Source organism: Rhizobium sp. Rhizsp42 (assembly GCF_047304155.1).
Taxonomy (GTDB): domain Bacteria; phylum Pseudomonadota; class Alphaproteobacteria; order Rhizobiales; family Rhizobiaceae; genus Rhizobium.
Genome location: NZ_JBGLYS010000192.1, coordinates 1 through 244, shown reverse-complemented (window position 1 = coordinate 244; position 244 = coordinate 1). Strand labels below are relative to the sequence as shown.

Here is a 244-nt window from a genome sequence, read left to right as displayed (position 1 = left end):
GTTCGCGGATGATCAGGATATACAGCCCTTCGACCACTACCCCCAACAGCGACGAAGCGGCAGCGAGCGCCCCGTAGCAGAAGGCAGGACGCAGCTTGGCGAACAGCACGAGATCCTAGCGCAGCCGCAGCAGGCCGGCTTCGCGGCGCAGCCGTCGGAAACCATCAACTATGTCGAGGCGCACGACAACCAGACCCTGTTCGACCTGAACGCCTACAAGCTGCCGCAGAACACCAGCCTGGCC

The 244-nt window shown here is 63.5% G+C and carries 1 pseudogene; it reads right to left on the bottom strand.

Annotation, left to right across the window (positions count from 1 at the left end):
- A pseudogene (locus ACCD05_RS32055) lies at window positions 1–151 on the bottom strand (isocitrate/isopropylmalate family dehydrogenase); the annotation flags it as partial.
- Window positions 152–244 lie beyond the last annotated feature (93 nt).